General features: G+C 71.0%; 24 protein-coding genes. 11 read left to right on the forward strand and 13 right to left on the reverse strand.

Annotated features, from left to right (window positions below):
- The 5 genes from ACWD0J_RS19165 to ACWD0J_RS19185 form a co-directional block, all read left to right on the forward strand.
- Window positions 1-1,057 (forward strand): pectinesterase family protein (locus ACWD0J_RS19165; protein WP_451496989.1); only part of this gene is annotated, 1,057 nt, incomplete at its 5' end.
- Between the two features lies 1 nt (window position 1,058).
- Window positions 1,059-2,096, forward strand: coding sequence for a pectinesterase family protein (locus tag ACWD0J_RS19170; protein WP_451496990.1), 1,038 nt, complete (start codon window positions 1,059-1,061; stop codon window positions 2,094-2,096).
- Window positions 2,089-3,366 (forward strand): pectate lyase family protein, encoded by a 1,278-nt coding sequence (locus ACWD0J_RS19175; RefSeq protein ID WP_451496991.1) that lies wholly within the window; start codon window positions 2,089-2,091, stop codon window positions 3,364-3,366. The genes ACWD0J_RS19170 and ACWD0J_RS19175 overlap by 8 nt, the downstream gene beginning before the upstream one ends.
- Window positions 3,353-4,513: a dienelactone hydrolase family protein gene (locus ACWD0J_RS19180; RefSeq protein WP_451496992.1), complete on the forward strand. Its 1,161-nt coding sequence runs from the start codon at window positions 3,353-3,355 to the stop codon at window positions 4,511-4,513. Before ACWD0J_RS19175 ends, ACWD0J_RS19180 begins: the two co-directional genes overlap by 14 nt.
- A gap of 44 nt (window positions 4,514-4,557) precedes the next feature.
- Complete coding sequence (locus ACWD0J_RS19185; RefSeq protein WP_451496993.1) at window positions 4,558-5,670, forward strand: right-handed parallel beta-helix repeat-containing protein; 1,113 nt, start codon at window positions 4,558-4,560, stop codon at window positions 5,668-5,670.
- A gap of 87 nt (window positions 5,671-5,757) precedes the next feature.
- Here the strand turns inward: ACWD0J_RS19185 and ACWD0J_RS19190 are convergent, their stop codons facing one another.
- Entirely contained in the window at window positions 5,758-7,989 is a 2,232-nt protein-coding gene (locus ACWD0J_RS19190) for a family 43 glycosylhydrolase (RefSeq protein WP_451496994.1), read from the reverse strand.
- A 236-nt stretch (window positions 7,990-8,225) separates the two neighbouring features.
- On the opposite strand from ACWD0J_RS19190, the gene ACWD0J_RS19195 reads away from it, so the two are divergent.
- Window positions 8,226-9,380, forward strand: a complete 1,155-nt coding sequence (locus ACWD0J_RS19195) for a right-handed parallel beta-helix repeat-containing protein (RefSeq protein ID WP_451496995.1) — start codon at window positions 8,226-8,228, stop codon at window positions 9,378-9,380.
- Between the two features lie 129 nt (window positions 9,381-9,509).
- Here ACWD0J_RS19195 and ACWD0J_RS19200 read toward each other — a convergent pair whose 3' ends face one another.
- From ACWD0J_RS19200 to ACWD0J_RS19210, 3 genes are all read right to left on the reverse strand, one after another.
- Window positions 9,510-10,340 carry a pectate lyase gene (locus ACWD0J_RS19200; RefSeq protein WP_451496996.1) on the reverse strand — a complete coding sequence of 277 codons (831 nt, stop codon included), beginning with the start codon at window positions 10,338-10,340 and terminating at the stop codon, window positions 9,510-9,512.
- A gap of 80 nt (window positions 10,341-10,420) precedes the next feature.
- The gene (locus tag ACWD0J_RS19205) at window positions 10,421-11,269 is read right to left on the reverse strand and encodes a hypothetical protein (RefSeq protein ID WP_451496997.1); all 849 of its coding nucleotides are present in this window, start codon (window positions 11,267-11,269) and stop codon (window positions 10,421-10,423) included.
- Window positions 11,266-11,835, reverse strand: a complete 570-nt coding sequence (locus tag ACWD0J_RS19210) for a SigE family RNA polymerase sigma factor (RefSeq protein WP_451496998.1) — start codon at window positions 11,833-11,835, stop codon at window positions 11,266-11,268. The genes ACWD0J_RS19205 and ACWD0J_RS19210 overlap by 4 nt, the downstream gene beginning before the upstream one ends.
- A 273-nt stretch (window positions 11,836-12,108) precedes the next feature.
- Between ACWD0J_RS19210 and ACWD0J_RS19215 the strand changes: the two genes are divergently transcribed.
- Entirely contained in the window at window positions 12,109-13,566 is a 1,458-nt protein-coding gene (locus tag ACWD0J_RS19215) for an NCS2 family permease (protein WP_451496999.1), read from the forward strand.
- Between the two features lie 47 nt (window positions 13,567-13,613).
- On the opposite strand, the gene ACWD0J_RS19220 is transcribed toward ACWD0J_RS19215, so the two are convergent.
- The 3 genes from ACWD0J_RS19220 to ACWD0J_RS19230 form a co-directional block, all read right to left on the reverse strand.
- Window positions 13,614-15,065, reverse strand: coding sequence for a peptidoglycan D,D-transpeptidase FtsI family protein (locus tag ACWD0J_RS19220; RefSeq protein ID WP_451497000.1), 1,452 nt, complete (start codon window positions 15,063-15,065; stop codon window positions 13,614-13,616).
- 94 nt (window positions 15,066-15,159) lie between these two features.
- Window positions 15,160-15,630, reverse strand: a complete 471-nt coding sequence (locus ACWD0J_RS19225) for a GNAT family N-acetyltransferase (protein WP_451497001.1) — start codon at window positions 15,628-15,630, stop codon at window positions 15,160-15,162.
- Window positions 15,631-15,634: 4 nt separating this feature from the next.
- Window positions 15,635-16,408: an IclR family transcriptional regulator gene (locus tag ACWD0J_RS19230; RefSeq protein WP_451497002.1), complete on the reverse strand. Its 774-nt coding sequence runs from the start codon at window positions 16,406-16,408 to the stop codon at window positions 15,635-15,637.
- Window positions 16,409-16,553: 145 nt separating this feature from the next.
- Between ACWD0J_RS19230 and ACWD0J_RS19235 the strand changes: the two genes are divergently transcribed.
- The 4 genes from ACWD0J_RS19235 (at window position 16,554) to ACWD0J_RS19250 (ending at window position 20,938) form a co-directional block, all read left to right on the forward strand.
- Window positions 16,554-18,083 (forward strand): aldehyde dehydrogenase (NADP(+)), encoded by a 1,530-nt coding sequence (locus tag ACWD0J_RS19235; protein ID WP_451497003.1) that lies wholly within the window; start codon window positions 16,554-16,556, stop codon window positions 18,081-18,083.
- 122 nt (window positions 18,084-18,205) lie between these two features.
- A complete protein-coding gene (locus ACWD0J_RS19240; protein ID WP_451497004.1) occupies window positions 18,206-18,814 on the forward strand; it encodes a DUF1349 domain-containing protein in 609 nt (202 codons plus the stop codon).
- 260 nt (window positions 18,815-19,074) lie between these two features.
- Window positions 19,075-19,791 (forward strand): DsbA family oxidoreductase, encoded by a 717-nt coding sequence (locus tag ACWD0J_RS19245; RefSeq protein ID WP_451497005.1) that lies wholly within the window; start codon window positions 19,075-19,077, stop codon window positions 19,789-19,791.
- Between the two features lie 97 nt (window positions 19,792-19,888).
- Window positions 19,889-20,938 (forward strand): aminotransferase class V-fold PLP-dependent enzyme, encoded by a 1,050-nt coding sequence (locus ACWD0J_RS19250; RefSeq protein WP_451497006.1) that lies wholly within the window; start codon window positions 19,889-19,891, stop codon window positions 20,936-20,938.
- Between the two features lie 92 nt (window positions 20,939-21,030).
- Here the strand turns inward: ACWD0J_RS19250 and thpD are convergent, their stop codons facing one another.
- From thpD to ACWD0J_RS19280, 6 genes are all read right to left on the reverse strand, one after another.
- Window positions 21,031-21,948 (reverse strand): ectoine hydroxylase, encoded by a 918-nt coding sequence (gene thpD / locus ACWD0J_RS19255; protein WP_451497007.1) that lies wholly within the window; start codon window positions 21,946-21,948, stop codon window positions 21,031-21,033.
- A gap of 7 nt (window positions 21,949-21,955) precedes the next feature.
- Window positions 21,956-22,360 carry an ectoine synthase gene (locus tag ACWD0J_RS19260; RefSeq protein WP_451497008.1) on the reverse strand — a complete coding sequence of 135 codons (405 nt, stop codon included), beginning with the start codon at window positions 22,358-22,360 and terminating at the stop codon, window positions 21,956-21,958.
- Between the two features lie 55 nt (window positions 22,361-22,415).
- Window positions 22,416-23,687, reverse strand: coding sequence for a diaminobutyrate--2-oxoglutarate transaminase (ectB, locus tag ACWD0J_RS19265; RefSeq protein WP_451497009.1), 1,272 nt, complete (start codon window positions 23,685-23,687; stop codon window positions 22,416-22,418).
- Window positions 23,688-23,714: 27 nt separating this feature from the next.
- Window positions 23,715-24,233: a diaminobutyrate acetyltransferase gene (gene ectA / locus ACWD0J_RS19270; RefSeq protein WP_451497010.1), complete on the reverse strand. Its 519-nt coding sequence runs from the start codon at window positions 24,231-24,233 to the stop codon at window positions 23,715-23,717.
- A 315-nt stretch (window positions 24,234-24,548) separates the two neighbouring features.
- A complete protein-coding gene (locus ACWD0J_RS19275; protein WP_451497011.1) occupies window positions 24,549-25,076 on the reverse strand; it encodes a DinB family protein in 528 nt (175 codons plus the stop codon).
- Between the two features lie 152 nt (window positions 25,077-25,228).
- Window positions 25,229-26,329: a pyridoxal-phosphate-dependent aminotransferase family protein gene (locus tag ACWD0J_RS19280; RefSeq protein ID WP_451497012.1), complete on the reverse strand. Its 1,101-nt coding sequence runs from the start codon at window positions 26,327-26,329 to the stop codon at window positions 25,229-25,231.
- Window positions 26,330-26,457: the final 128 nt, after the last annotated feature.

The raw sequence follows: 26,457 nt of genomic DNA on the forward strand, positions 1-26,457 counted from the left end.
CCGATCCCTCGCGCCGGCCCCCGCGCGCGCCACCGGCGGCCGGCGCCCGTTCGGCCGGTACGGATCCCCGGCCGCCCGCCTCACCCCCGGGACCCTGTACGTCGACCCGCACGGCCGCGGCGACTTCACCTCCGTGCAGGCCGCGGTGACCGCCGCGACCGGCACCGGCCGGACGCTGGTCCTCGCCCCCGGCGTCTACCGCGAGACGGTCGCCGTCGACGCCACCCGGACGGAGGCGACCTGGATCGGAGCCTCGCAGGACCCCCGGGACGTGGTGATCGTGTACGACAACGCGGCCGGCACCCCCAAGCCCGGCGGCGGCACCTACGGCACCACCGGCTCGGCCACCACGACCGTGCAGGCGGCCGGCTTCACCGCCCGCTGGATCACCTTCGCCAACGACTGGCTGCGCGCCGACCATCCAGGGGTCTCCGGCACCCAGGCCGTCGCCGTCAAGGTCCAGGGCGACCGCTCGGCCTTCCACCACTGCCGCTTCCTCGGCCACCAGGACACCCTGTACGCCGACTCCATGGCCCTGACCGTCTTCGCCCGCCAGTACTACTCCCACTGCTACGTCGAGGGCGACGTCGACTTCGTCTTCGGCCGGGCGACGGCGGTGTACGAGCACTGTCACTTCCGCACGCTGAACCGCACCGACCTGACGAACGCGCCCTACGGCTTCGTCTTCGCGCCCTCGACGGCGGGCGCCAACCCGCGGGGCTACCTGGTCGTCCGGGGCCGGATCAGCAGCGAGGCACCGGACGCGTACTACAAGCTCGCCCGGCCCTGGGTGCCCAGCTCCGACACCACCGCCCGCCCGATGCTCACCGTCCGGGACACCTGGATGGGCCCCGGGATCGACGCGGTCGCCCCGTACGCCACCATGTCGGCGGGTTTCCCCTGGCAGGACCAGCGGTTCGCCGAGTACCGCAACACCGGTCCCGGCGCCCGGATCACCGTCCCGGAGAACCGCCCCCAGCTCACCGACGCACAGGCCCGGTCGGCGACCCGCGCCGACCACCTCGGGGACTGGACACCCTGGAAGGGAGCGCGCTGAGATGCGCAGGCGCACCCTTCTGGCCGGCGTCGCGGGCGGACTCGTGGCCGCCGGCGCCGGTGCCGCTCCAGGGCAGGCCCTCGCCGTCGGCCGCCGCGTCCTGCACGTGCGCCCCGGTGACTCCGTGCAGGCGGCCGTGGACGCGGTGTCCGGCCCCGGCTGGACCGTCGTCGTGCACCCGGGGACCTATCGAGAGGTCGTCAAGGTCCCCGCCTCCGCCGCCGAGTTGACGCTGCGTGGCGCCACCCGGGACCCGCGTGACGCCGTCATCGTGTACGACAACGCCAACGGCACCCCGAAGCCCGACGGCTCGGGAACCCACGGCACGGCGGGCTCGGCCACCTTCACCTCGGCCGCTCCCGGCCTCACCGTCCGCGACCTCACCCTCGCCAACGACTGGCTGCGCGCCGACCACCCCGGGATCACCGGCACCCAGGCGGTGGCCGCGTACACCTACGGCGACCGCACCCACTTCGAGAACGTGCGGCTGCTGGGCCACCAGGACACCCTCTTCGTCGAGACGACCGCGCTCGACGTCTTCGGCCGGCAGTACTTCCACCGCTGCCATGTGGAGGGCGACGTCGACTTCGTCTTCGGCCGGGCGACCGCCGTCTTCGAGGACTGCCACTTCCGCACGCTGCGCCGGGACGTCGCCTTCACGCCCAAGGGCATGGTCTTCGCCCCGTCCACGGCCCGCGCCAACCCGCACGGCATCCTCGCGGTCCGCTGCCGGATCACCTCCGGCGCCGAGGACGGGGCGTACAAGCTGGCCCGGCCCTGGGTGCCGACGTACGAGACGACCGCCTGGCCGTCGCTCGTCGTGCGGGACACCCGGATCGGTCCCGGGATCGACGCGGTGGCGCCGTACACGAACATGCGGGAGGCGTACCCCTGGCAGACCATGAGGTTTCGGGAGTACCGCAACTCGGGGCCGGGCGCCGCGATCCCGGTGCCGGAGAACCGGCCGCACCTGACGCGCGCGGAAGCCGGGTCGCACACCAGAGCGGCCTACCTCGGCGACTGGCGGCCCCATGCGTAGCGCCGCCGTGCTCCTGACGTGCCTGTGCCTGGGACTGCTGGGCACGCCGTCGCCGGCCGTCGCCGCCGAGCGCGCCCCCGTCGGCTGGGCCGCCACCGGCACCGGCACCACCGGAGGCGCGGGCGGCACGACCTGGACGGTGCACACCCGCGCCGAGCTCAAGGAGGCCCTCGCCAACCGGGGCGACCCCGCCGCCCCCAAGGTGATCCGGGTCGTGGGCGACGTCAACGGCCATGAGGCGGACGACGGTTCCCTGCTCGGCGAGCAGGACTACGCGCCCGGGTACGACCTCGCGATGTACATGTCCTGCTTCGGCGAGGACGGCGCCGTCTGGTCCGACACCCGCTTCGCGTACTGCGGGCAGCAGCGCCGGCTGCGCCAGACGGGCTCGAACAACGAGAAGGCGCGGATCCAGCTGACCGTGCCGAGCAACACCACGCTCGTCGGCGCGGGCGACGACGCCCGGCTCCTCGGAGTCTTCCTCACCGTCAACACCGGCACGAACATCATCGTCCGCAACCTGCGTCTCGAGGCTCCCGTCGACCACTTCACCACCTGGTCGCCGGGTGACGGCACGAGGGGCAGCTGGAACGCCCGCTTCGACGCGATGACCGTGATCACCGGCAAGCACATCTGGATCGACCACTGCACCTTCACCGACGGCCGGTTCCCGGACCGCGAGGCGCCCCTCGGCTTCCACGGGGAACACGTCCAGCGGCACGACGGGCTGCTGGACATCGAGGACGGCTCCGACTTCGTCACCGTCTCCGACAGCCGGTTCACCGACCACGACAAGGCGATCCTCATCGGATCGGGGGACGGGCGCGGCGACCGGGACCGGGGACACCTGAAGGTCACCCTCGCCCGCAACCTCTTCACCGACATCGTGCAGCGCGGCCCCCGCGTCCGCTTCGGACAGGTGCACGTCGTCAACAACGTCTACCGGGGCCGGGCGGACGGCACCCTGTACGCGCTCGGTGCCGGCCTGGAGTCCGCGATCTTCTCCGAGCGCAATGTGTTCCACTATCGGAACGGCGGCCCCGCTCTCGCGGTCGCGGACTACGGCGGCGAGCACTTCTGGGACACCGGCTCCTGGTTCAACGGCCGCCCCGCCCGCCTGAACGCCGTGGCGAGCGGCCTCGGACTCACGAGCGAGGCCGGCTGGGATCCCGCCGGGGTCTACGACCACCGGGCGCTCACGTCCCGGGCGGCGGTCGAGCGCCACGTCCTGAACCACGCCGGAACCGGGAGGCCGTATGGACAGCCGTGAGCCCTTGGGGCGCCGGACCTTCGTCGCGGGAGCCGCGGCGGCCGCGTTCCTCGGAGCGGCCACCGGGACCGCCGACGCCGCCGGCCTGGTGGGCGGCAACCTGCCCGACTTCCACCCGGCGCTCAAGGACCAGCTGAACTTCCCCCTCGCCTGGGGCACGTCACCGGTCCGCGACTTCCGGGCCTGGCGCCGCGCCGCCCGGGCCGTGGTGGAGGACCACCTCATCGTGGGACGCCAGGACGGAACACCGTACGCGCCCGAGTTCACCGCCGGCCCTCAAGGTGAGGGATACACACGGCAGTTGGTGACGGTGTCCCTGACGGGTTACGAACGTGTCCGGGGCGCCCTGCTCACCCCGCACGGCCCCGGCCCCTTCCCCGCCGTCCTGCTCCTGCACGACCACGGCGCCAGGTTCGACATCGGCAAGGAGAAACTCGTCCGCCCCTGGTACGACGAGACGCGGCTCGCCTCCGCGCAGACGTGGGCGGACAAGTACTTCAGCGGACGCTTCGTCGGCGACGAACTGGCCCGGCGCGGCTATGTCGTCCTGTGCCTGGACGCCCTCGGCTGGGGCGACCGCGGCCCCCTCGCCTACGACCAGCAGCAGGCCCTCGCCTCCAACTTCTTCAACCTCGGCTCCTCCCTGGCCGGGCTCATGGCCCGCGAGGACGTCCGCGCCGCCGCCTTCCTGGCCGGCCTCGACCGAGTGGACGCCCACCGGGTCGCGGCCGTCGGGTTCTCCATGGGCGCCTACCGTGCCTGGCAGACCGCCGCGCTCAGCGACCACGTCGCCGCCGCGGCGAGCGTGTGCTGGATGACCGGGCTGAGGGAAATGATGGTGCCCGGCAACAACACGCTGCGCGGGCAGTCGTCGTACTACATGCTCCACCCCGGGCTGCCCCGGTTCCTCGACTTCCCCGACGTGGCGGGCATCGCCGCACCCAGGCCGATGCTCTTCTTCGACGGCGCCCTGGACACCCTCTTCCCCGCCGACGGCGTCCGGGTGGCCCACGACAAGCTGCGCGCCGTCTGGCGTTCACGCCACGCCGAGGAGCGGTTGCACCTCAAGACCTGGCCCGACCTCGGCCACGTCTTCGTCGACCGCATGCAGGACGAGGTCCTCACCTGGCTGGACCGCGTCCTGTAACCCCCTCCCCACCCCCCCCCACGACGCAAAAGGACCCGCACTCCATGTCTCGTCGTACCGCTCTCACGGCCCTCGCGACCGTGACCCTCGGCGCCGGCCTCGCCGTCCTCCCCGCCCAGGCACAGGCCGCGACCGTGGTCGTCAGCACCTCGACCGACCTGTCCAACGCCGTCAAGAACGCCACACCCGGTACCGTCATCCAGGTCCGCGGCGGCACCTACTACCCGACCGCCGTCCTCCAGTCCACGGCCAACGGCACCTCGTCATCGCCGATCACGCTCACCGCGTACGGCTCGGAGACGGTGAAGATCGACGGTTCGTCGCTGCCCTCCGGCTCCTGGATCTTCAAGCTCACCGCGGACTACTGGAACGTCTCCAACCTGACCTTCCAGAACTCCCCGGACAGCGCGGTCGTCTGCCAGTCCTGCACCGGCACCACCTGGAACAACATCAAGACCCTCAACGGCGGCGACTCCGGCTTCACGCTCACCGGAGACGGCACGGTCGACAACACGGTGAAGAACCTCGACAGTTACGGCCATTACGACGCCGCCACCCACGGCGAGAACGCCGACGGCATCGCCGTGAAGTTCGGTTCCGGCACCGGCAACCTGATCACCGGCGCCCGCCTCTACAACAACTCCGACGACGGCCTGGACTTCTGGTCCTTCTCCTCGCCGGTCACCGTCGAGCACACCTGGGCCATGGGCAACGGCAGGAACCGGTGGGGCGACTCCGCGTTCGCGGGCGACGGCAACGGCTACAAGCTGGGCGGCGACGGCGAGGTCGTCGCCCACGTCATCAACAACTCGGCCGCCTGGGACAACGCGGGCAGCGGCTTCACCGAGAACTCCAACAAGGGCGCGATCTCCCTCAACCGCACCACCGCCTACGCCAATGCCAAGTGGGGCTACTACTTCGCCACCGGCACGGCCCGCCTCGGCAAGAACCTCGCCGTCGGCAACGGCAGCGGCACGGTGAGCAAGAGCTCCTCGGTGGTCTCGTCGGGCAACAACTGGGACAGCGGCGTCAGCACCCCCGCCTTCCGGTCGACGGACGCGTCGAGCACGTACAACGCCCGTGGCACGAACGGCACTCTGCCCGCGACCACGTTCCTGACCACGGGCAGCACGACCATCGGCGCGACGATGAACTGAGCCGTCACACGCCGCCGGGTGCCTGGGCCCATACCACCGCGCGGTACGGGTCCGGCACCGGGAGCGAGCCGTGACCGGCCCGCTTCGTCAGGGGGACCGCACGGGTGCGATCGACTCCAGTGTCGGCACCACCGGCTTGATCGTCCCGTCGGCCGCGAACTCCAGGCGGTCCACGGTGGTCTCGCGGTGCATGCCGTCACCGCCCGGCCTGCCGGGGCCGTTCAGGGCGAACCGGTGGTAGACGACGTACCAGTCGTCGGTGCCGGGCGCGTTCACCACGGAGTGGTGGCCGGTGCCGAGGATGCCGTACTCGGGACGCTTGGACAGGATCGTCCCCCGCTTGGTCCACGGGCCGAGCGGGGAGGGACCGGTCGCGTAGGCGACGTGGTAGTTCTCGCTGCGGGTGTCGTCCTCGGACCACATGAAGTAGTAGGTGCCCTTCCGCTTGATCACGAAGGACCCCTCGCGGAAGTCGTCCGGGGTGATGTCCTTCACCCGTGAGGCGTCGAAGGACACCATGTCGTCGTTCAGCGGCACCACGTAACCGCGCCCGTTGCCCCAGTAGAGGTACGCCTGCCCGTCGTCGTCCGTGAAGACGGCCGGGTCGATCATCTGGCCGCTCAGCGAACCGCCCTTCGCCACCAGGGGCTTGCCCAGCGCGTCCTTGAACGGGCCGGCCGGGGAGTCCGCCACCGCCACGCCGATCTGCTGCTCGGCGCAGAAGTAGAAGTAGTACTTCCCGTCGCGCTCGGCGATCGCCGGCGCCCACGCGTACTTGTCCGCCCAGGCCACGTCGGGGCCGAGGTCCAGGATGACCCCGTGGTCCTTCCAGTGGACCAGGTCCTTGGACGAGTACGCCTTGAACCGCGTCCCGCCCCAGCCCTGGAAGCCGTCCGTCGTCGGGTAGATCCAGTACTCGCCGTTCAGATGGTGCACGTCCGGGTCGGCGTTGAGGCCGGGAAGGGCCGGGCTGCCGGTGCGCACCGCCTCGACCGTCCAGGTGCGGGTCGTGCCGTCGGCGGCCGTCACGGTGTACGTCTGCGGCCTGCGGAAGTCCCGGCGGGTGCCCGACCTCGGGCTGAGCGTCGCGCCCGCACCCACGTGGATCCGCGGGGCGAGACGTGCCACATCCGCGCCCGGCTCCATCGGCAGCACGACCTTCGACGCGGCCTCGGTGACCACCGCGTACCCCTTCTGCCCCTTGGCGGTCGCGTCCACGACCGACGCCGGCGTCGACGGATAGGCGGCCAGCAGCCGGTCGTACTCGGCCTGCGTCACCGGCAGCACCGTGCCGTGCCGCGGGCTGGCGGGCAGCTGGTAGTCCGTGGACATCGTCCACTTCCCCGAGTCGAGGTCGGTGGTCTCGAAGGGGACATAGCCGCGACCGCCGTACTCGTCGATGAACAGGTACCACTTCTTCTCGGTGTTGGACTTGAAGACCGTCGGCCCCTCGCCGCGGTCGATCGAGCCGCTGCCGATGCAGTCGGAGACGAAGTCGTACGAGGTGTCGGTCAGGCTCGCCGACTTCTCCCCGGTGATGAACTTGGAGCACGGGGAGCTGGAGGACGGGTCCCGTTCGTCCTTGGTGTAGCGGTAGTAGGTGTCCTCGTGCTTCACGACCGTCGAGTCGATGACCGAGTAGCCGGGGTCGTCCCAGACCTTCGGCTCGCTGAAGGTACGGAAGTCCTTCGTCGTCGCGTACAGCATCTTGTTGTACGTCGATCCCGTGTGGCCGGGATCGTCGTCGGCGTACAGCTTCGACGCCCAGAAGACGACGTACGCGTCCAGGGAGTCGTCCCAATAGGCTTCCGGCGCCCAGGTGTTGCCCGCATTGTCCGGGGCGACCTTCACCAGCCGCTGGTCGGTCCAGTGCACCAGGTCGGTGGACTCCCACACCATGATCGACTTGCTGCCGTGCCGCTGGACCTCGTCCCAACTGCCGCTGCTGTCGCGGTACATCCTCAGGTCGGTGGCGATCAGGTAGAACCTGTCGCCCTCGGGGGAGCGGATCACGAACGGGTCCCGCAGCCCCTTCTCCCCGATGGTGGACGTCAGGACCGGCTTGCCCGCGTTCAGCTCGCGCCAGTGCAGCGGGTCGTTGCCGCGGCTGAGGGCGTAGCGGATCTGCTCGCCGTCGGCGGTGCCCTCACCGGTGAAGTAGGCGAAGAGATACCCGGCGTACCTGGGCTGTTTCACGGGTGGCGCTCCTGACTGGGCGGTGCTCGGGGGGATCGCGAGGAGGGAGCAGAGCAAGGCGAGGAGCACGGCCTGCACGGGGGCCAGGAGCGTGCGGGGGGTGCGGCGTCCGGGGAGTCGCATGACACATCCTGTGGGACTGTGGGGGTTTCTGTTGAGTCGCTGTGCTCTCGGAGTGTCAGGGGAGCGAAACAGCGCGTCAATCGGTGCGGACGGGACGGGCGCGAGCGAAAGTTTCGAACGTTTTCGCCGGATGGCGGCAACCTTCCCGGCCGTCGGCGGCGACCAGATCCCAGAAACGGGCCGGGGCGGCCCCTCCGGCCCGTTTCGTCACCGTCCCCCAGGAAAGGAACGCCCCCGTGCGTCTCAGCACCGGCCGCCACCGCAGGACACGGACCCTCTCGATCGCCGCGGCGGTGGCCGTCGCCGCGTGCGCGAGCGGTGTGTACCTCGGCCTCTCCGAGGGGGGAGCCCAGGCCGCCTCGGCGACGGTCACCGTGTCCACCACCGCTCAGCTGGAGTCGGCCGTCAGGAACGCGGCCGCCGGCACCGTCATCCAGGTGCGCGGCGGCACGTACACCCCGGCGGCGACCCTCAAGTCCACGGCGGACGGCACCCCTTCGGCGCGGATCACGCTGGAGGCGTACGGCGCCGAGAAGGTGCGGATCGACGGCTCCCGGCTGCCCGACGGCTCCTGGCTGGCCGCGATCCACGGCGACCACTGGACCGTACGCGACCTCACCTTCCAGAACTCCCCGGCGCAGGGCCTGGTCGTCACGTCCTCCGTGGGCGGTGTCTTCCGGAACCTGGTCACCGCGGACAACGGCGACTCCGGCTTCACGCTGCGCGGCGACGGCACGGTCGGCAACCTCGTGCAGAACCTGGACAGTCACGGCAACTACGACCCGGCCGGGCACGGGCAGAACGCCGACGGGATCGCCGTGAAGTTCGGCTCCGGCACGGGCAACCGGATCACCGGCGCGCGGCTGTACGGCAACTCCGACGACGGTCTCGACCTGTGGCAGTTCTCCTCGCCGGTCACCGTCGAGCACACCTGGGCCTTCGGCAACGGCGAGAACCGGTGGGGGGACCCCGCGTTCGAGGGCAACGGGAACGGGTTCAAGCTGGGCGGCGGCGGGGTCACCGTCGCTCACGTCGTCAACCACAACGCGGCCTGGGACAACACGCTGCACGGGTTCACCGAGAACTCCAACCCGGGGGCCGTCGTGCTGAACCGCAACACCGCGTACGCCAACACGGGCGCCGGGTTCTTCTTCGCCACGGGCGAGGCGCGGCTCGCGCGGAACCTCGCGGTGGGCAACAAGCAAGGCCTGTCCAGGCTGAGTCCGTCCGCCGTCTCCGCGGCGAACAACTGGGACAGCGGGGTCAGCGCGCCGGCGTTCAGGTCGACGGACGCCACCAGCGCGCACGGGGCCCGCAGGCCGGACGGGGCGCTGCCGGCCACCCCGTTCCTCACGACCGGGTCGACGGCCATCGGCACGACGATGACCTAGCCTCACCCGCAGGTGAACGCCCCCGCCGGTCGTCACCGGCGGGGGCGTTCTGGTGACCGGCCGAAGGGGGTTCGACCAGTGCTTCCGGCCGGCCCGAAGGGGGGCTCCGGGCCGGCCGGCGTTCTGGGGTCAGTCGTACGTGACGTCCGAGGTCTTGAACTTGCAGGTCGTGCCGTCGGGGCCGGTGCCGAGTTCCGTCGGCTCCTTACCGGTGTTGTTGCCCTGGAAGCGGACGCACGTCTTGGTCTTCTTCTTGGTGTCGCCGTGGATCCGGATCTTCGACAGCGTGGCCGTGTCCCCGTAGTTCGCGTTGACGCCGACGATCGCCTTCAGCGGCGCGGTCACGTCGATGTCGCTCAGCACCACCGTGCGCTTGTACTGCGTCTTGCAGTTGCCGCACGTGCGGACCAGCTTGCCCGAGTTGTGGACCTGGAAGCCGGTCACCGTCAGCTTGCCGGCGCCGTTGAACTGGAGCACCTTGTCGGCGCCGTTCTTCGCGCCGCCGCCGATGACCTGGTAGACGGCCGAGGACGACGTCCCCTTGAAACTGGCCGCGTCCTCGCCGACATCCAGCCACCACACGTTCTGCAGGGTGCAACTGCCCTTGCAGTGGACGCCGTCCGCGGCCGGCGTGCCGATGATCACGTTCTTCAGGACCGCGCCGTCGGCCAGCTCGAAGACCGGGTCCTGGCCTTCCTCCTGGCCGCTGCCGCCCAGGGCGCCGGAGCCGTAGAACTTCGTGAGCTTGCCGTCGTAGGTGCCGGACACCTTGATCGTGGACGACACGGCCTTGCTGCCCGTGGCGGTCGGCCAGGTCGAGGCGGCGCCCGCGGAGGACAGCATCGTCGTGGTGACGATCGCCGCTCCCGTGATGCCGAAAGCGGCGGCTCCGGCGATCACCGCCCGCCGCTTGGTGAGCCGGCGACGGTGGCGGACGCGCTGTTCAGCTGGTGCAGTCATGCCCTTTTCCTTGCGTGGGGAACCTTGCGCTTCCTGGTCGCCACCGGTGAGGAAAGGGTTGCCGGGTCCTCGGAATTTTTTTACGAGTCGTCCTCGTCGTCTCCACGAGCGGCGAAATCGCCCGCCACGGCCAGCTGTTCGCCGTCCGCGGCGGCGGTGACCGTGTAGCCGTCGTCCTTCGCGTCCCGGCCGCCGCGGTCGTGGTCGAACTGGCCCGCGAACACCCACTCGCCCGGCCACACCGAACGGCCCGGCTTGAGCACCCAGGTGTAGACGAGGAAGCCGTCCCGCTCGGCGACGGTCGCCGTGAAGTCGTCCTCGGGCGCGGACCGCCAGGCACCGGCCGAGGTGACCCCGCCGGTCTGCCTGACCTTCAACCGCACGGTGAGCGCGGTGAGTTTCTCGCTCGTCTTCACGGTCACGTTGCTCTGCGCCCAGAACTCGTTGCTGTGCGGGTCCACCGAACCGTCCGACCACAGCGGGCCGTCCTCGGTGCCGGAGGCGGCGGGCGGCTGCGGGGTGGCCGACACGCTCGGCGTCCGCGCGGGGGACGCGCTCGACTCGCGAGGCTCCCGCGGGCTGCTCGGCACCGGATCCACCGGCGGCACGGGCGCCCGGCTCGTGGCGTCCGGGGACGGGGCGGGCGTCGCCGTGACCGCGACCGTCTTCTGCGGGGACACGTCGTCCTTCACCGCCGAGGCGACCGCGTAACCGCCGACACCGAGCACACCCGCGACCGCGGCCGTGGCGCTCACCACCCGCACCCAGCCGAACACCGGCGGCCGGGTCGCCCGGTGGTCGGAACGGGTCTGCTCGGTCATGCCGCGCTCGATCCGCGCCAGGATGCGCGCGCGGTCGGCCTCGTGCGCGCCGGCCGCCTCGTGCAGCCGGGCGCGCAGCTCGTCGTGCACGTCCCGCCGCATGGTCATCGGTCCCTTCCTCCGGCCTCACCGGTACGCGCCATGGCCGCGTGCACCTTCTGCGGAGCAGCCGCCTGTGTGCCCAGCAACCGTTGTAATTCGGCCATCCCCTTGGAGGTCTGGCTCTTCACCGTACCGACCGAGACGCCCAGGGCGAGCGCGGTGTCCTTCTCCGAGAGGTCGAAGGCGTGCCGCAGCACCACGCAGGCGCGTTTGCGGAACGGGAGTCTACGCAACGCCTCCTGCACGTCGATCACACCGGCCACATCCGGGTTCTCGGTCTTCTCCTCGCGCTGCGACCAGAACAGCGCGACGCGCCGCCGCTCGCGGACCGCGGTGCGGATCCGGGTCCGGGCCAGGTTGGCGACCACACCGCGCGCGTACGCCGCCGGGTGGTCGGCCGCGCGGACCCGGTCCCAGCGGTGCCACAGGGCAAGCAACGCGTCCGCCGCCAGGTCGTCGGCGGCGTCCGCCTCACCGGTCAGCAGGTGGGCCAGGCGCGACAGTTCGGCGTAGTGACGCTCGAAGAAGGCATGGAACTCCACCGAGGCGGCGTCGTCGACGACTGTGCCCACGGGCGACCTCTCCTCACGGCGGCTCGGGCACCCTCAGGGCGCCTGTGCGTGTCATGTGACTGACATGTGACCATCCGGAGGTGCCCGGATGAGATCCGGAAGCGTAGCAGCGATCAACCGCCCGGTTCGTACGGGCCTTCGAACACCGTAGGGTCGTCCGGCCCTGGCCGGCCCCGATTCCGTAACACGGAGAAAACCTGAACCGGGTTCAACGAGGGAACAATCCAGCCAGCATCCGCACACCGATCATCCAGGCACCGAGGAGCGACAGCCATGTCCGAGACCCAGAAGACGGCCGACCGGCCAAGTGCCCCGCCACCGGGGGCGAACGGCGTCGACCGGTTCTTCCGGATCTCCGAGCGGGGATCCACCGTCGGCCGGGAGATACGCGGCGGCTTCGCCACCTTCTTCACGATGGCCTACATCCTTGTCCTGAATCCCCTCATCCTCGGCAGCGCGAAGGACAAGTTCGGCCACCAGTTGGATGCGGTCCAACTGACCACGGCCACCGCCCTGGTGGCCGCGGTGATGACGGTCATCATGGGCATCGGGGGCAATCTGCCCCTCGCGCTCGCCGCCGGCCTCGGACTGAACGCCGTCGTCGCCTTCCAGATCGCCCCGCTGATGAGCTGGGACGACGCGATGGGCCTGATCGTCATCGAGGGCCTGCTGATCTGCCTCCTGGTGGTCACCGGCCTGCGCGAGGCCGTGATGCGGGCCATCCCGCAACCGCTCAAGCAGGCGATCAGCGTCGGCATCGGCCTGTTCATCGCCTTCATCGGCTTCGTCGACGCCGGCTTCGTCACCCGGATCCCGGACATCGCGGGCACCACGGTCCCGGTCCAGCTCGGCGGCACCGGCAGCCTCACCGGATGGCCGATCCTCGTCTTCTGCCTCGGCGTGCTGCTGACGATCGGACTGCTCGCCCGCAAGGTCAAGGGCGCCATCCTGATCTCCATCGTGACCATGACGGTCCTCGCGGTGATCATCAACTCCGCCGCCGACGTGAAGACCTGGGGCCTGACCACACCCGCGTGGCCGGACAAGATCGTCGACACGCCCGACTTCGGACTGATCGGTCACTTCAGCCTGTTCGGCGCCTTCGACGCGCCCGGTGTCGGCGTCATCACCGTCGTCCTGCTGATCTTCACGCTGATCCTGTCCGACTTCTTCGACACCATGGGCACGGTCGTCGGCGTCAGCGCCGAAGCGGGTCTCCTCGACGAGGAGGGCAAGGTCCCCCACCTCGGCCGGGTGCTGCTCATCGACGGCGCCGCCGCGGTCGCGGGCGGTGCGGCCTCGTCCTCCTCCGCCACCTCCTACATCGAGTCGGCGGCCGGTGTCGGCGAGGGCTCGCGCACCGGCTTCTCCAACCTGGTCACCGGCGGCCTGTTCGCCCTGGCCCTCTTCCTCACCCCGCTGCTCACCATCGTCCCGCTCCAGGCGGCGGCGCCGGCCCTGGTTGCCGTCGGCTTCCTGATGATGACCCAGGTCAAGCACATCGACTGGGACCGGTACGAGATCGCCATCCCGGCGTTCCTGACCATCGCCGTGATGCCGTTCACGTACTCCATCACCAACGGCATCGGCGCCGGCTTCCTCGCCTACGTGCTGATCAAGACCGTCCTCGGCAAGGCCAGGGAGGTCCACTGGCTGCTGTGGGGGACGGCCGCGCTGTTCCTGGTGTACTTCGCCATCGACCCGATCGAGCAGATCCTGGGCGTCAAGTGAGGTGAGGGGGCGGTTCCCTCCGGAGCCGCCCCAGCCGCCCCCGCCGCCTACGTCCTGAGCGCCGCCTCCATCACCGCCCTGGCCACCGGCGCCGCCAGCCCGTTGCCGCTGACCTCCGAGCGCGCCGCGTCCGACTGCTCCACCACCACCGCCACGGCGACCTCCTTGCCGTCGGCCTCGCCGTACGACGTGAACCAGGCGTACGGCGTCCGGCTGTTGTTCTCGCCGTGCTGGGCCGTGCCCGTCTTGCCGCCCACGGTCGCGCCGGAGATCCGCGCGTTCGTACCGGTGCCCTCCTCGACGACCGTCCGCATCGCCGACCGCAACTGCTCGGCGGTCGAGGAGCTGACGATCTCCCGGGAGCCCGCCTGGTCGTCGTAGTCCGCCAGGACGTCACCGCCGCTGTCGGTGATCTGCGACACCATGTGCGGCGAGACCAGCTTGCCGCCGTTGGCTATCGCGGCCGACACCATGGCCATCTGGAGCGGGGTGGCGGTGACGTCGAACTGGCCGATGCCGGTCAGGGCCGTGGACGACGCGTTCATGTCCGAGGGGTAGACACTCGGATAGGCCCGTACCGGTACGTCCTGTGCCTGGTCGTTGAAGCCGAACTTCTCCGCCATCGCCCTGAGCTTGTCCTGGCCCAGGTCGACGGCCATCTTCCCGAAGACGTTGTTGCACGAGTACCGCAGCGCCGTGCGGATCGTGGCGTCCGCGCAGGGCGCGCTCGCGTTCTCGTTGTCCAGGTACCTGGTCGTGCCCGGCAGCTTGAACGGGTTCGGACTGTCCGTCCTCTCGTCCACCGACGCGTACAGCCCGTCCTCCAGCGCGGCCGCCGCCACGACCAGCTTGAACGTCGACCCCGGCGGCAGCGGCTGGCGCAGCGCGCGGTTGGTCAGCGGCTTGTCCGCGTCCGCGTTGAGCTTCTTCCAGGCCGGCCCGGCGGTGTTGGCGTCGGTCAGCGACGAGGGGTCGTACGACGGCGTCGACACGACCGCGAGGATCTTCCCGGTGGCCGGGTCGATCGCGACGGCCGCGCCCTTCTTCCCGTCGAGCGCGTCGTACGCCGCCTTCTGCACGTCCGGATCGATCGTCGTCACCACGTTGCCCGGCTCGGCCCGCTCGTCGGTGACCGTGTCCATCACCGTCCTCAGCCGGGTGTCCGTGCCGTTGAGGAGGTCCTGGTAGATGCCCTCCAGCTGGGTGGGCGCGTACGCCTGCGAGGCGTAGCCCGTCACCGCGGCGTAGAGGCTGCCGTCCGTGTACGTGCGTTTGTACCTGAGGTCGCTGCCCTTCGTCCGCGCGGAACCGGTGATCGACTCGCCGGCCACGATGATGTTCCCCAGCGGCTCCGCGTACGTCTCGATCGCGTTGCGCCGGTTGTCCTTGTCGTCCGCGAGCGCCCGGCCGTCGTAGAACTGCACCCAGGTCGCCCTGCCCAGCAGGGCGAGCACCAGCAGCAGCGTGAAGACGGAGGCGCGCCTGATCGTCTTGTTCATCCCACCCGGACAGACGAGCGAGAACGATCGGAACGTTCCCTTCCGCCGGATTTCTCATCGGGCGTTCATGAACGCCCGCCCGACGGGAAACACCTCACCCGGTCAGGGCCAGCACGACCTCGTCGATAGCCTCGCCCCGGGCGTTCGCGACGTCCCGCGCCCGCGCGGTCGCCCGGAAGCCGCACTTCTCCAGGACGCGCAACGACCCCTGGTTGTCGGCGGCGGCGCGGGCGTACAGCGGACGTTCCGGCACCTCGGCCAGCAGCCCGCGCAGGGCGGCGGTGGCCACGCCCCGCCCCCAGTACGCGCGGTCCACCCAGTACGTCACCTCGCGCTCGCCCGGCTCCCCGTACACCATCGCGCTGCCCACCACGTCACCGTCGGCCAGGACCGCCCGCGCGACGACGTCCGAGGACCGGATCCGTTTCCAGCGGGCGTCGAAGGCGTCCCGGTCGGCGGGATCCGCCGGGGTGAAGGCCGCCATGTGCAGCGCCTCCGGGTCGTTCAGCTGCCGGAAGAAGACCGGCAGGTCGCTGTCGTGGACCTCACGGAGTACGACGTCCACGGATTCAGAGCCTCCGGGTGGCGAGGGTCAGCCGGTCACGGGCGTCGAACAGCGCGTCCTTCACCATCTGCTCGTGCGCGGGGGTGAGCCGCGCCACCGGCACCGAGCAGCTGATCGCGTCCCGCGCGGGCGTGCGGTACGGGATCGCCACGCCGAAGCAGCGCAGCCCCAGCGTGTTCTCCTCGCGGTCGACGGCGATGCCCTGGTCCCTGACCTGGCGCAGCTCCTCGATGAGCTTCTCCCGGTCGGTGATCGTGTTCTCGGTCAGCGCCGGCAGTGTCTCCGGGAGCATCTTGCGCACCTGCTCGTCCGTGTAGGTGCTGAGCAGCGCCTTGCCGAGCGAGGTGGAGTGCGCGGGGAGACGGCGGCCGACCCGGGTGAAGGGGCGCAGGTAGTGCTGCGACTGCCGGGTGGCGAGGTAGACGACGTTGGTGCCGTCCAGCCGGGCCAGGTGGATGGTCTCCGTGGTGTCGTCCGACAGCCGGTCCAGCGTCGGCCGGGCCGCCGCGACCACCTCGTCGCCGTCGATGTACGACGTGCCCACCAGCAGCGCCCGGACGCCGATGCCGTAGCGCGTGCCCGTCGCGTCCGTCTCCACCCAGCCCAGCTCCACGAGGGTGCGCAGCAGCATGTACAGACTGGACTTGGGGTACCCGACGGCCTCCTGGACCGCAGCCAGGGAGTGCATACCGGGGCGACCGGCGAAGTACTCGAGCAGTTCAACCGTCCGTACCGCGGACTTGACCTGCGCCCCGCCGCCTGTCTCGACTGCCGACATCGCCCTTGACCCCTTCGTTCGACGGGAAATAGTCTCCAACAGCATATTCATCATCAGAGACAGCGTTCAGCATATCGAACGACCCTGGTGGATGACCCAAAAACTGCGGCAAAGCAGCGGCAATACATACGTGGAGGGACCCGCGGTGGCAGCAGCACCAGTCTGGAGTGTCGACCCCCGAACCGGGAAGCAGCGTGAGCAGGTTGCGGTGGAGGCCACAGCTGAGGAGGTGGACGCCACCGTCCGCGCCGCGCACGCCGCGCGGGGCGCTCTCGCCGACCGCGCGGTCCGCTCGGCCTTCCTGCGCGCCGCCGCCGACGGCCTGGAGGCGTCCAAGGACCACCTCGTCGAGGCCGCCGACGCGGAGACCGCGCTCGGTCCGGTCCGGCTGACCGGCGAGCTCGCCCGCACCTGCTACCAGCTGCGGGCCTTCGCGGACATCGTCGACGAGGGCGCCTTCCTCGACGTCGTCATCAACCACCCCGACGACACCGCGACCCCGCCGATCCCGGACCTGCGCCGGTACAAGGTGCCGCTGGGCGTCGTGGCCGTCTACTCGGCCTCCAACTTCCCCTTCGCCTTCTCCGTCGCCGGCGGCGACACCGCGAGCGCGCTGGGCGCGGGCTGCCCGGTGGTCGTCAAGGCTCACCCCGACCACCCGGGCCTGTCCGAGCTGGTCGTGTCGGTGCTGCGCCGGGCCGCCGCCGCGCAGGACATCCCCGAGGGCGTCGTGGGCCTCGTGCACGGCTTCGAGGCGGGCATCGAGCTGATCAAGCACCCGCTGGTCTCCGCCGCGGGCTTCACCGGCTCCATCCGGGGCGGGCGCGCGCTGTTCGACGCCGCCGCCGCGCGACCGGTGCCGATCCCCTTCCACGGCGAGCTGGGCTCGCTGAACCCCGTCGTCGTCACGGAGGCGGCGGCCGCCGAGCGCGCCGAGGCGATCGGCACCGGCCTCGCCGGGTCGATGACGCTGGGCGTCGGGCAGTTCTGCGTGAAGCCGGGCCTGGTGCTGGTGCCGTCCGGCGCCGCGGGCGACGGTCTGGTCAAGTCGCTCACGGACGCGGTGAGCGACACCGACGCGGGCGTCCTGCTCGACCACCGGATGCGGGACAACTTCATCGCGGGTGTCGCCGAGCGGACCGAGCTCGCCGACGTGGACTCGCCGGTGACGCCGGGCGCGGGCGGCGAGCACACGGTCAGCCCGGGCTTCCTGACGGTGCCCGCCGGCAAGCTGACGCAGGAGGGCGAGCACGACCTGCTGCTGGAGGAGTGCTTCGGGCCGGTCACCGTCGTGGCCCGCTACGACGACGAGGCCGAGGTCAAGTCGGTGCTGTCGCGGCTGCCGGGCAACCTGACGGCGACCGTGCAGCTGTCCGAGGAGGAGGCGGCCGGGGAGGGGCGCGGCGCGGAGATCCTCGCCGAGCTCACGCCGCTCGCCGGGCGCGTGCTGGTGAACGGGTGGCCGACCGGGGTGGCGGTGGCTCCGGCCCAGCACCACGGCGGTCCGTACCCGGCGACCACGTCCACGTCCACGTCCGTCGGCGGTACCGCGATCGAGCGGTGGCTGCGGCCGGTCGCGTACCAGAACGCGCCGCAGGCGCTGCTGCCGCCCGAGCTGCGGGACGACAACCCGCTGGGGCTGCCCCGCCGGTTCAACGGGCGTCTGGAGCGGTAGCGCCCCGCTGGGGTGCGGGTCGTTCGCGCGCTGCCGGTCCGTCGTGGCCGGTGGCGCGGTTCCCCGCGCCCCCTGGGTGACTCAACTGGCCCCTGGAGACCTGGCCCCTGGAGACCTGGCCGATGGACGTCGTACTTCCCGAACTGCCCTTCCCCCTGCGTGCCTTCGGGCCCGACGGTGACTGGACCTACGCGGACGGTGTCCTCACCGGGCGGGCCGGCCCGCGCCAGGACCGCTTCGTGCCGCCCACCGGCGAGGCGCTGGACCCGGCCTCCGACGCGCCCCGGCTGCTCGGGGCGCCCGAAGGGGACTTCCAGCTGATCGCCCGGGTCACGGTCGGGTTCGCCGGGGACTTCGACGCCGGGGTGCTGTACGTCCATGTCGGGGAGCGGGCCTGGGCGAAGCTCTGCCTGGAGTACTCCCCGGACGTGCCGACCGTCTGCACGGTGGTCACCCGGGGGCACTCCGACGACGCCAACTCCTTCCCGGTGGACGGCAGTTCGGTGTGGCTTCGGGTCACCCGCACCGGCCGGGCCTTCGCCTTCCACGCCTCCCTCGACGGCGAGCGCTGGACCTTCGTCCGGTTCTTCGCCCTCGGGGAGGAGCAGGAGACCGGCGCCGCCCTGGTCGGCTTCATGGCGCAGGCGCCGGTGGGGGAGGGGTGCGTGGTGACGTACGACCACCTCGCGTTCCGGTCCGGCGCGCCGGGCGACCTGCGAGACGGCAGCTGAGGGCGAACGTCACCACGAGCGGGGCCGCGCTGGTGGCGAGGCTCAGCCGCGTCCCCTCGGCGAAACCGTCGGGGACCGGCGCCCCGGGCACGGCGATCCCCAGGCCCCCGGACATCCCACCCCCGCCCGCACAGGCCGCCGCAGGCATCCCGCCCGGGCGCCCGCCGAAGCCCTCCCGGGGAATACCCCCCGCTGCTTGAAGGTTCATCCACTCGGCGGAGGAGCTCCGTCACCCGCCCGACCCGGAGAGAGCCGAGACCATGCGCGTCGAGATCTGGACGGACATCGCCTGCCCCTGGTGCTACGTGGGAAAGGCCCGCTTCGACAAGGCGCTGGAGGCCTTCCCGCACCGCGACCAGGTCGAGGTGGTGCACCGGTCGTTCGAGCTGGACCCCAACCGGGCCAAGGGTGACGTCCAGCCCGTGCTCACGATGCTCACCAAGAAGTACGGCATGAGCGAGGCGCAGGCCCAGGCCGGCGAGGAGAACCTGGGCGCCCAGGCCGCCGCCGAGGGACTGGAGTACCGGACGCGGGGCCGTGACCACGGCAACACCTTCGACATGCACCGCCTGCTCCACCTCGCCAAGGAGCGGGGAAAGCAGGACGCGCTGATCCAGCTCCTCTACCGGGCCAACTTCGCCGAGGAGCGGTCCCTCTTCGCCGAGGGCGACGAGCGGCTGGTGGAGCTGGCCGTCGCCGCCGGCCTGGACGCCGAGGCCGCCCGCGCGGTGCTCGCCGACCCCACCGCGTACGCCGACGACGTCCGCGCCGACGAGCGCGAGGCCGCCCGGCTCGGGGCGAGCGGTGTGCCCTTCTTCGTCCTGGACCGCACGTACGGCGTCTCCGGCGCCCAGCCCGCCGAGGTCTTCGCCCAGGCGCTGGACCAGGCGTGGGGCGAGCGGTCACCGCTGAAGCTGGTCGACGAGGGCGGCGCGGAGGCGTGCGGCCCGGACGGGTGCGCGGTGCCGCGGTCCTGAACAGCGCGGGTCAGGGCCCACGTATAAGCGTTCCTTAGGGGAATCGCGTAAGAATTCGCAATGGACCGGGAGGTCACCCCGGGCCCACAGTGGGTCCATGGAGACCTTCGAGAGCCTCGTCCGCACCGAGTTCGCCCCGAAGAACACCTACCTCAACACCGCGAGCACCGGGCTCATGCCCGCCCGCACCGTGGCCGCCATGCACGCCGCCGTCGAGGCGGCCGCGGCCGGGCAGCCGACCGACATGTTCGCCGATGTCGAGGCGGCCCGGGCCGCCTTCGCCCGGCTGGCCGGGGTCCCCGCCCGCCGGGTCGCGGCCGGGGCCTCGGTCGCCGTCTACAGCGGGCTGGTCGCCGCCTCGCTGCCGGAGGGCGCCGAAGTCCTCACCGCCGAGGCCGACTTCAGTTCCCTGGTGAACCCCTTCCACGTCCGCCGCGACCTCAAGGTGCGCAGCGTGCCGCTGGACCGCGTCGCCGAGTCGGTGCGGCCCGGCACGGCCCTGGTCGCGGTCAGCGCCGTCCAGTCGGCGGACGGCCGGGTCGCCGACCTGGCCGCGATCCGGGCGGCGGCCCGCGAGCACGGGGCGCGCACCTACGTCGACGCGTCCCAGGCAGCGGGCTGGCTGGACTTCACCGCGGACGCGTACGACTACGTCTCCTCCGTCGCCTTCAAGTGGCTGCTGTGCCCGCGCGGGGTGGCGTTCCTGGTCGTCCCGGAGGACCTCGGCGGACTCCCGCCGCTGTTCGCCGGCTGGGTGGCGGGCGAGCGTCCCTGGGACGCCTGCTACGGCCCCGTCGAGGAACTCGCCCACTCCGCCAGCCGGTTCGACGAGAGCCCGGCCCTCTTCTCCTACGCCGGCGCCCGCCGCTCCCTCGCGCTGGTGGAGGAACTGGGCGTGGACGCGGTCCGCGCACACGACCTGGCCCTGGCCGACCGCTTCCGCGCGGGGCTGCACACCCTCGGCCACGAACCCGTCCCGTCCCCCGGCTCCCCGATCGTCTCCGTTCCCCGGCTCGGCCACCGCCAGGGGGAGCTGAGCAGTGCCGGCGTGGAGGTCTCGGACCGCGCGGGCAACCTGCGCGCGGCCTTCCACCTGTACAACACGCCCACGGATGTCGACCGACTGCTGGACGTGCTGTCCCCCTGAGAGTGCGGAACGCACCACAGCGGGCGGTGTCACCGGCACGGCCTTACAGCACGTCACGCCGGTGACACCGCCCGCTCCTCCGAGCACAGGGCTCACTTCACCGCAGTGAAGTCCCTCGCCCCGATGAACTCGGGCCGCCGTACCGGAGCCGCGAACGGCTCGACGGCCTTGTTCTCCACGCTGTTGAACACGATGAACACGTTGCTGCGCGGGAACGGCGTGATGTTGTCGCCCGAGCCGTGCATGCAATTGCAGTCGAACCAGGTCGCCGAACCGGCCCTGCCCGTGAAGAGCTTGATGCCGTACTCGGACGCCATCCTGGTCAGCGCCTCGTCCGAGGGCGTGCCCGCGTCCTGCATCTGCAGGGACTTCTTGTAGTTGTCCTTCGGCGTGGCCCCCGCGCACCCGAGGAACGTCCGGTGCGACCCCGGCATGATCATGAGGCCGCCGTTGGTGTCGTAGTTCTCGGTGAGCGCGATCGACACGGACACGGTCCGCATGTTCGGCAGACCGTCCTCGGCGTGCCAGGTCTCGAAGTCGGAGTGCCAGTAGAAGCCGCTGGCGCCGAAGCCCGGCTTGACGTTGATCCGCGACTGGTGGACGTACACGTCCGAGCCGAGGATCTGCCGGGCCCGGCCGACGACCCGCTCGTCGCGCACGAGCCGCGCGAACACCTCGCTGATCTTGTGCACTTCGAAGACGGAGCGGATCTCCTGGGACTTCGGCTCGACGATGGAGCGTTCGTCGGCGCGGATCGCCGGGTCCGTGACCAGCCGCTCCAGCTCCTGGTGGTACACGGACACCTCGTCGGGACCGATGAGCTGGTCGACGGCGAGGAAGCCGTCGCGCTCGAAGGCCTGGAGGTCGGTGTCGGAGACCGGGCCGGCGGTGCCGGGCGGGGACCAGACGACCGGGTCCAGGCGCGGGAGGGACACCTCGGTGGCGCCACGGCTGGGATAGAGATCCGTGACGGTGGCGGTGGGCGTGGTGGCGGGCGTGGTGGTGGTCATGGTGAGATCACACCTCCTCGGGTTCGGTGAGCAGCGGGTAGACGCCGTTCTCGTCGTGGTCCTCCCGTCCGGTCACGGGCGGGTTGAAGACACAGATGCAGCGGAAGTCCTCCTTGATCCGCATCGTGTGCCGCTCGTGACCGTCGAGCAGGTACATGGTGCCGGGCGTGATCGTGTACTTCTGCCCGGTCTCGTCGTCGGTGAGCTCGGCCTCGCCCTCGACGCACACGACGGCCTCGACGTGGTTCGCGTACCACATCGACGTCTCCGTGCCCGCGTACAGGATCGTCTCGTGCAGCGAGAAGCCGACCCGCTCCCTGGCGAGGACGATGCGTTTGCTCTCCCAGGTGCCGGACGCGGCCTTCACGTGCCGGTCGGTGCCTTCGAGGTCCTTGAACGAACGGACGATCACGGTGCTGCGATGCCTCCTAGGTGGATGTGCCGGTGGGATCGGGCGTCTGCCGGCGTCAGACGGTCTCGCGGACGGCGCGGGCGAGGATGCTCAGCCCGGCGTCCAGCTCATCGGGCGTGATGGTGAGCGCCGGAAGCAGTTTCACGACCTCGCTCTCCGGGCCCGAGGTCTCGATGAGCAGGCCGAGTTCGAAGGCGCGCTTGGCGATGCGTCCCGCGCGCTCCTTGTCGTGGAACTCCATGCCCCACACCAGGCCGCGGCCCCGGTACTCCTTCACGTCGGCGAGGTTCTCCTCGGTGATGGAGATGAAGGCCTGCTCGACCTGCTCGCCCTTGGCGCGGGTCTGCTTCTCCATCGCGGACCCGTCCGCCCAGTACGCCTCCAGGGTGGCGGTGGCCGTGACGAAGGCGGGGTTGTTGCCGCGGAAGGTGCCGTTGTGCTCGCCCGGCTCCCAGATGTCCAGCTCGGGCTTGAACAGGCACAGCGACATGGGCAGGCCGTAGCCGCTGATGGACTTGGAGACGGTGACGATGTCGGGGGTGATCCCGGCCTCCTCGAAGGAGAAGAAGGCACCGGTGCGCCCGCAGCCCATCTGGATGTCGTCGACGATGAGCAGCATGTCCTGCCGCTCGCACAGGTCGGCGAGCGCGCGCAGCCACTCCGGGCGCGCGACGTTGATGCCGCCCTCGCCCTGCACGGTCTCCACGATCACCGCGGCCGGCTTGTTGAGGCCGGAGCCCTGGTCCTCCAGCAGGCGCTCGAACCACAGGAAGTCCGGGATCCTGCCCTCGAAGTAGTTGTCGAACGGCATCGGCGTCCCGTGGACCAGCGGGATGCCCGCGCCGGCCCGCTTGAAGGCGTTGCCGGTCACGGCGAGCGAGCCCAGCGACATGCCGTGGAAGGCGTTGGTGAACGACACGATCGCCTCGCGCCCCTTCACCTTCCGCGCCAGCTTCAGCGCGGACTCCACGGCGTTGGTGCCGGTCGGCCCCGGGAACATGACCTTGTAGGGCAGATCACGCGGCCGGAGCACCATGTTCTGGAAGGACTCCAGGAAGGCCCGCTTGGCGGTGGTCGACATGTCGAGCCCGTGCGTGACGCCGTCCCGCTCCAGGTAGTCGATGAGCGCCCGTTTGAGGACGGGGTTGTTGTGGCCGTAGTTCAGCGACCCGGCGCCGGCGAAGAAGTCGAGGTACTCATGACCGTCCTCGTCGTACATGCGGCTGCCCTGCGCACGGTCGAAGACGGCGGGCCAGCCGCGGCAGTAGCTGCGTACCTCGGACTCGACGGTCTCGAAGACGCTGAGGTCGGGCTGGGTGATGGTCACGACGAATGGCTCCTCGTTGCGTGGGGGTCAGGCGGAGGGAGTGAGGGACAGGGGGCCGATGCGGTACAGCACCTCGGGATCGTGCGGGCCGTCGGGGAACAGGCCCGTGTCGAACAGCACCTCGCGCTCCAGCCGGGCGCCGTGGCGCTCGGCGAACGACGTGAACAGGCGCTCGGAGGCGGTGTTGCCCGGCGTGATGGTGGTCTCGACGACGGTCAGCCCGCGCTCGGCGGCGGTCCGCGCGGCCAGCCCGTCCAGCAGGGCGGCCGCGAGCCCGCGCCCGCGGCGTGTCCCGTCCACGGCCACCTGCCACACGAGCAGGGTGTCCGGACGGTCCGGGCGGACGTACCCGGTGACGAAGCCGACCGGCTCGCCGTGCTCGTCGCGTGCGACGGCCGACGTGGCGGCGAAGTCGCGGCACCACAGCAGATAGCTGTAGGACGAGTTCAGGTCGAGGACCTTCGAGTCCCGGGCCATCCGCCACAGCGCGGCGCCGTCCGCCACCGTCGGACGGTCTATGTGCAGGTCTGCGTGTGCGGCGGTCATGCAAATCGAATTTACCCAGGGAAATGGAAAAATGCATCGCCGGGTGGGGTTACGTACGGGCGTTGCCTGTGTTATCACGCAGGCGCATGCGGACGCGTGAAAACGATCCGGTATGACCGGTTTGGCCGGGAAATTAAGGGCAAATGGATCACGTTGTGTAACGCGTCACAACCGTGTAACCCCCACGAGACCTACCCGAATTGCACCCGTGGGTGTTCGCGGAATCTTCGCGTTTAGGCCGATGGAAACCGGGCAGGAGAATACGGGAGACTCGCTCGGAATGAATTCAGAAATATACTCGGGATTAACCGGTAATTAGGCTCCGGTTATTCCGTCGATCCGTTCTCGCAAGATGTCCGCGTGCCCGTTGTGCCGCGCGTACTCCTCGATCATGTGCACATACACCCACCGCAGACTGACCTCCACCCCGGCCATGAACCCGTCGGCGATGCGGCCCACGTCGTCCAGCGACCGACCGGCGCACAGCTCGTCCCCGCGGGCGATCTCCCGCTTCCAGGTGGCCACCGCCTCGTCCAGCCCTCGCTCCGGATCGAGGACGTACCCGTTCCCCTCCCCGTACAGCGGTGGTACGCCGAGCCCCGCGGCCACCCGCTGGAACCAGTTCCGCTCCACCTCGGCGAGGTGCCGCACCAGCCCCAGCAGCGTCAGGGACGACGGCTCGGCCGACGCGGTCCGCACCTGCGTGTCGTCCAGCCCGGCGCACTTCAGCTCCAGCGTGGCGCGGTGGAAGGCGAGCCAGCTTTCGAGCATGGGGCGCTCGTCGCCGGTCAGGAGGGGGACGGGGCGGCCGTCGGGCAGGGTGTGGGGGGAGCCGGTGGTCATGGGCCGAGCATGGCACGGGACGTTCCGGTCCGTCCGGCGTTCGAGGGTGAGGACCGCCGGGCCGGTAGAGGACCCGGGAGCGCGGCCCCCGGGCCGGCAGGGGCGGAGGGCGGCGGGGCCGAGCCCTCAGCCCGCGGCCTCCGCAACACCCTCTAGCGCCACGCGTCCTCCGCGACCCGCAGCGCCCCCTCGACGTCCACCCGCTGCCCCGCCGAGGCCAGCGCGGCGCCCAGCGCGGAGAGGCCGGCCCGCACCGCTCCGCGCGTCGCGTCCACCCCGTAGTGGTTGACCCGGATCATCTCCTTGGCCAGCGCGCCCCCGCCCGCGGCCAGCGGCACCCCGGGGTCGGCCCGCAGGGCCCGGGCCACCAGCTCCGAGGCGTCGACACCCGACGGTGCCCGCAGCGTCGTGGCGACCGGCGCGGCCTCGGCGTCCTCGTACACGTACGGTTCCAGCCCCCCGCCCAGGGCCCGCGCTCCCGCCCGGGTCGCCTCGGCGGCGCGCCGGTGCCTGGTCATCACGGCGTCCAGGCCGTCCGCCTCGATCCGCTCGACGCAGGCCTCCAGCGCCAGCATCTCCAGCTGGGCCGGGGCGTGCGGGAGCGCCGCGCGGCCCCCGTCCAGCCACCGCTCCTTCCAGTCCAGCAGCGAGAGGTACGACCGTCGCGGCGCCCTCGGGTTCGCAGCCATCCGCGCCCACGCCCGCTCGCTCACCGACACCGCGGACACGCCGGCCGGCCCGCCCATCGCCTTCTGCGCCCCGATCACGCACAGGTCCACACCCCACGCGTCCGGCAGCACCGGCTCGGCCCCGACGGAGGCGACGGCGTCCAGGTAGAACAGCGCGCCCCGCTCCCGCACGACCTCGCCGATCTCCGCGACCGGGTTGGTGTTCCCGGTCGCCGCCTCCGCGTGCACCAGGGACACGAAGTCGATCCCGGGGTGCGCGGCGAAGGCCTCCCGGACCTGCCCGGCCGTGACCGCCGTGTGGAAGGGCACCGCCAGGTCGATCACCGTGGCGCCGCAGTCCCGCAGCCAGTCCCCGAAGGTCTGCCCGTACGGGCCGGTGATCACGTTCAGTGCCGTGGTGCCGGGTCCGGCGGTGGAGCGGATCGCGCCCTCCAGCGGCAGCAGCGCCTCGCCCTGCATGATCACGACGTCCTGCTCGGTGCGCAGCAGCCGCGCCACGCGGTCCTCGATGGACGCGAAGCGCGCCGCGGTCAACGGGGCGAGATCCAGAAACGGGTGGGTCACGGCGGTGCTCTCTTCACTCGCGGGGTAGACGAGTCGAGGGTAACCGGCGCGTTCCCGTCCGCTTCGGGGCCTTCGGCCGGTGATCCGGATCCCCCCGGACCGATGACTCTTAGGCCGGACGGCCGCCT

Source organism: Streptomyces sp. NPDC003011 (assembly GCF_053591515.1).